The sequence below is a fragment of the Mesorhizobium sp. M7A.F.Ca.CA.004.04.2.1 genome, assembly GCF_004022825.1.
GTDB lineage: Bacteria > Pseudomonadota > Alphaproteobacteria > Rhizobiales > Rhizobiaceae > Mesorhizobium.
The window spans coordinates 1-4,660 of record NZ_RZPH01000441.1; the positions used below are offsets into that span (position 1 = coordinate 1).

The following is a 4,660-nucleotide window of genomic DNA, read 5'->3' on the forward strand; positions in this document are numbered from 1 at the left end:
TTGAGAAAGTGGGCAAGGCAACTGGACTGGCGATGGAAAAGCTCACCTTCCTCTATGCGCCGACACAAAGTCTTGCCGGCAGCGTGCAGATCGTTGCGCGCGCGCTCGAGGTTGCCCTGCACAAGATCAACGATCTCAAATTCCCGCTGGAGAACGTTGTCGACGGCATCGGAACGGCTCCGATCCCCGCCCCCCATCCGGATTTCCTGACCGCCATGGGCCGAACCAACGATGCCATCATCTATGGCGGCAGCGTCCAGCTCTTCGTGAAAGGATCGGCGAAAGAGGCTGGCAAACTCGCGGAAAAACTTCCCAGCAGCGCCTCACGGGACTACGGCCAACCCTTCGCCGAGATCTTCGCGCGGTTCAAGGGCGATTTCTATGCCATCGACCCGCTGCTGTTCAGCCCGGCCGAAGTGATCGTGACAGCGATCGAAACCGGCGATACGTTTCGCGCCGGTCGGCGTGATCTGAAAATGCTCGAACGAAGTCTCGGCTAGAGCATGGCGGTGCCAAGGGATTCGTCCGTCATTCGCCTGCCCGACGACTGCATTTCGTGCAGCCCCGTCGCGGACGCGGCCATTGGGGCGCGGAATCGCTCACGCCTCTTAGGTTCCCGCACCCGAGGCGCCACATGATCCCTCGCATCCTGATCGTCAGCGACAAAGTGGACACTGGTTCGAACGGCCTGGCGGCAGGACTTGGTCGGAGAGGCGCCGCCGTTGCAGCCGTGCCGCTGGCAGCGATCGCATTCGACACCAGCAGCCCGAGCGGACTTTCGATCCCCGGCTTCGGCGGCACGCTGCCCGACGCCGTGCTCGTTCGTTCCATCGCCGCCGGATCGTTCGAAGCGATTACCCGGCGCCTCGGCATGCTGCACGCGTTAAGCAGACTGTCGGTTCCCGTGTGGAATTCCGCGCAGGCGATCGAGCGCTGCGTCGACAAGTCGATGACGACATTCCTCTTGAAAAATGCCGGCCTGCCTACGCCACGCACCTTTGCCGTGGAAGGACTTGCCGTCGCCGAGGAGATCGCGGCGCAAGAGCTTCCGCGGGGACCGCTGGTGCTGAAACCCTTGTTCGGAGCGCAAGGCCGCGGGATAAAGCTGATCCGCACGCTGTCGGACCTGCCGGCCGCAGAAGAGGTGAACAGCGTCTATTACCTCCAGCAATATGTGTCGCGTGCCGGTCCGCCTTTCCGGGATTTTCGCGTCTTTGTCTGCGCCGGCGAGACCGTGGCGATGATGAGCCGCATCAGCGACGACTGGATCACGAACGTCAACCGGGGCGGCGTGCCGGAACAGGTTTCCCAATATGGCAAGGCGGAACTGGCCTCGCTGGCTGTCGCCGCGTCAGCCGCGGTCGGCGCGGATTTTGCCGGCGTGGACATCGTGCGGGATGACGACGGCAATCTGTTCATACTCGAAGTGAACAGCATGCCCGCCTGGTCGGGATTGCAATCGGTGGTCGCCGTGAATATCGCCGAGGCAATCGCCGATGCCTTGCTGAAGCTCCTGGCCGACCGTGCCGAAGCGGCCGCCGCGCCGCGGCCCTATCGTTTTACCGCGCCTGCGAATTCGTGAGGGCCAGTAGGATGGCGGTTTCGCGCGAACGCCTCCGGGCCAGTTACAAGGATGCCTGCAGGATGGAGATCGAAGCCCTCAAACCGGGCAACGTCCATCTGTTCGCCGACGGACACGGCATGTCCGCCGCCCAGTTCATGATGAGTGCGGAGGTTTCTTCCGGGCCGCTGACCGATCCTCGTCTGCCGGTCGGACAGCGCATGCTGGAGGCCGTGCGCGCGACCCGACTGGCGGTCGCAACCAATACCAATCTCGGAATCATCCTTCTGGCAGGGCCACTGATATGCGCCGCCGAAATGGGCGGTGACAGACTGCAGGACAATCTCGACTTGCTGCTTCGGGCTTTGAGCGTGCAGGATACCAAGGCGGTATTCGAGGCGATTGTCACGGCCGCGCCAGGCGGCCTCGGAGAAGCCGCCAACGATGTGCGGCAGGAGCGGAAGGTTCATTTGCTGGACGCGATGCGGGAGGCCGCCGACCGCGACATGATCGCCCGCCAGTACGGCAGCTGTTTCGGCGACGTGTTCGGGGTCGGGCTCGCCACGCTGGATGGAGCGTTGGCACGCGAAGAAACGGGCATGTGGCCGACGGTATTCGTCTACATGGCGTTTCTCGCCGGCTTCCCCGACAGCCATGTGATGCGCAAGCACGGCGTTGACGTCGCAAATCAAGCGCGGCAGGAAGCCGTTGCCGTTCAGGCGGCGCTCCATGCCGAGGGCGACGAGCCGTCGCGCATTCGCCTGCTCATGGAGTTCGACCGCCGGCTGAAGGCCGACAACATCAATCCCGGCACCTCGGCCGACCTCACCGTGGCTACTCTTTTAGTCCACACCCTCGCCCTCACCTTGCATAATCGCGGCGTTGGTGCTTGACTTCCAAAAGCGGAAGCTGTGCTTCCGCGGCTATCTAGCCAACCGGTCCGGGCAAATCCGGACGCTGCCAACAAGGATAGCTGTCCATCGAGCGCCTGCTCGGTTGCAGCGTCCGTGGACATCATAATTGTGTCTTGGAGGAAATTGGCATGGCAAAAATCTCAAAGGTTATGGTCGGTGAATCGCTGGTGGGAGACGGCAACGAAGTCGCGCATGTCGACCTGCTCATCGGCCCGCGGGGGAGCGCGGTCGAAACGGCATTCTGCAACGCGCTTACCAACAACAAGGACGGCTTTACTTCGCTTTTGGCGGTGATCGCGCCCAATCTTCAATGCAAACCCAACACCGTGATGTTCAACAAGGTCACGATCAAGGGCGCCAAGCAGGCGGTCCAGATGTTCGGCCCGGCGCAGCACGCCGTGGCAAAGGCCGTGCAGGACAGCGTTGCGGACGGGACCATTCCGGCCAACGAAGCGGACGACGTGTTCATCTGCGTCGGGGTGTTCATCCATTGGGACGCGGCGGACGACGCCAAGATCCAGAAATACAATTACGAGGCGACAAAGGAAGCTATCCAGCGCGCCGTTGCAGGAACCCCGACCGCCGCCGAAGCAACGGCCCAGCGCGACAAGGTCAAGCATCCGTTCGCAGCCTAGACAAGAGACAGCCCCGCACAGGAAAAACCCTCTTCTGAGACGGATGGTCTGTTGCGCCGGCTGAAAAAAGTTCTGGGCTTTTGAAACGTCACCTCCCGAAGGGCGCACGTCCTTCGGGAGTCGACGAGCAACGATGATCAGGCGCCGAGTGACGCGAGGCGGCCGGGTGTGAGCGTAGCGTTGTGCAATGAGGTTGCGACCAGCGCCGCGGCGACACCCATCGCGGACAAGGCGCTGATGTCGGCCTCATCTCGGACGCCGCCGGCCGCGATGACGGCGCGATTTCCGGCCTTGGCCTTGCCCTCCTGCAACCGCCCGAAGTCAGGACCGGCGGCCGCACCGACCTTGGCCAGCGTCATGACAATCACCTTTTGCGGCCAAAGCTCGGGCTCATCGAGAAGAGAACGCGGTCCGCAAAAACTATCGCCGACGAAATCAAGGGACAGGATGAGATCGGGATGATCGCGAAAACGCCGCAGCAACATGTCGTCCCGCTGCGATTCAGAGCCCAGAACAGGAGACAGCGAGCGTTCGGCAAGCGCCGCCAAAAGTGTCTTCTCGTCGGCCACGCCGGCATCGACCCAAAGTTCCGGCGGCTCCGCCATCGTCCTCAGCCGGGCGAGTGCGTCGCTGTTTGGCGCTCCGCCTTCGATAGCGTCCAGATCTGCGATGTAGAAGGTCGAAAAAGGATAAAGCCCACGCAGTCCTTCAGCGACCGCGACGACATCAGGGCTTCGGCTGAGCGGCGTAACGATCGGCCTGTAGCGATCGCGTTTTCCCTGCTGGGCGCGAACCACCACGCCGTCTTTCAGGTCGAGAACCGGAATAATACGCAACGTTTTTTTCACCGACCAATTGCCCCCGTCATGAAAGCTTGAAGCGTGGAAAAAAGAAAGGGCATCATTGCCGGTTTCGACATTGGCGGCGCGCATCTGAAGGTGACCCGCGCACAAGACGGTCGCATCGTCGAGGCGGTAACGATCGCAACGCCGCTCTGGCAAGGCCTGCACAAGCTGGCTTCAGCCCTCGACGAAACGGCTCCGATCTACGCGGGTGCGGATCTCAACGCATTCACCATGACAGGCGAACTGTCGGACATCTTTCCGTCCCGCGATGTCGGCGTAGCGGCTCTGCTGGGTCAGATTTCCACCCATTTCCCCACAGACAAAAAGCTGGTCTATGCCGGACCATCCGGTTTCGTCGGGGTCGAGCAGGCAGCGCAGTTAGGCGCCGATGTGGCTTCTGCCAATTGGCACGCGACAGCCTTGTTGGTGGCAAAACTCGCCGGCGATGCCCTGTTCGTCGACATGGGCTCCACCACCACCGATATCATTGCCATCAAGAACGGCGCCGTGGCCAATGACGGCTACACCGATGCCGGACGGCTTCTAACCGGCGAATTGGTCTATACCGGCTTTACCAGGACATTCCTGTTCGGCGTAGCCTCGTCGGCTCCCGTCCATGGCAGGCTAACGCCGCTGATGAACGAGTATTTCGCCTCGATCGCCGACGCGCACCGCATCCTGGGCGTGCTCGACGAGGACGACGAC

6 protein-coding genes are annotated in these 4,660 nt (G+C 62.1%); 5 read left to right on the forward strand and 1 reads right to left on the reverse strand.

Going from position 1 to position 4,660, the window contains the following annotated elements:
- The 4 genes from EN893_RS19535 to fae all read left to right on the forward strand — a co-directional run.
- Nucleotides 1–500: methenyltetrahydromethanopterin cyclohydrolase (locus EN893_RS19535; RefSeq protein ID WP_281062490.1), on the forward strand; the 500-nt coding region annotated here is incomplete at its 5' end.
- Nucleotides 501–634: 134 nt separating this feature from the next.
- A complete protein-coding gene (locus EN893_RS19540) occupies nucleotides 635–1,582 on the forward strand; it encodes a RimK family alpha-L-glutamate ligase (RefSeq protein ID WP_127269834.1) in 948 nt (315 codons plus the stop codon).
- Nucleotides 1,583–1,593: 11 nt separating this feature from the next.
- Nucleotides 1,594–2,454: a triphosphoribosyl-dephospho-CoA synthase gene (locus EN893_RS19545; protein WP_128361708.1), complete on the forward strand. Its 861-nt coding sequence runs from the start codon at nucleotides 1,594–1,596 to the stop codon at nucleotides 2,452–2,454.
- 149 nt (nucleotides 2,455–2,603) lie between these two features.
- Complete coding sequence (fae, locus tag EN893_RS19550; protein ID WP_013532036.1) at nucleotides 2,604–3,110, forward strand: formaldehyde-activating enzyme; 507 nt, start codon at nucleotides 2,604–2,606, stop codon at nucleotides 3,108–3,110.
- Nucleotides 3,111–3,247: 137 nt separating this feature from the next.
- Here the strand turns inward: fae and EN893_RS19555 are convergent, their stop codons facing one another.
- Nucleotides 3,248–4,042, reverse strand: coding sequence for a HisA/HisF-related TIM barrel protein (locus EN893_RS19555; RefSeq protein ID WP_245490867.1), 795 nt, complete (start codon nucleotides 4,040–4,042; stop codon nucleotides 3,248–3,250).
- Here EN893_RS19555 and EN893_RS19560 point away from each other — a divergent pair.
- Nucleotides 3,992–4,660: hydantoinase/oxoprolinase family protein (locus EN893_RS19560; RefSeq protein ID WP_281062491.1), on the forward strand; the 669-nt coding region annotated here is incomplete at its 3' end. The two genes, EN893_RS19555 and EN893_RS19560, sit on opposite strands and share 51 nt — an antisense overlap.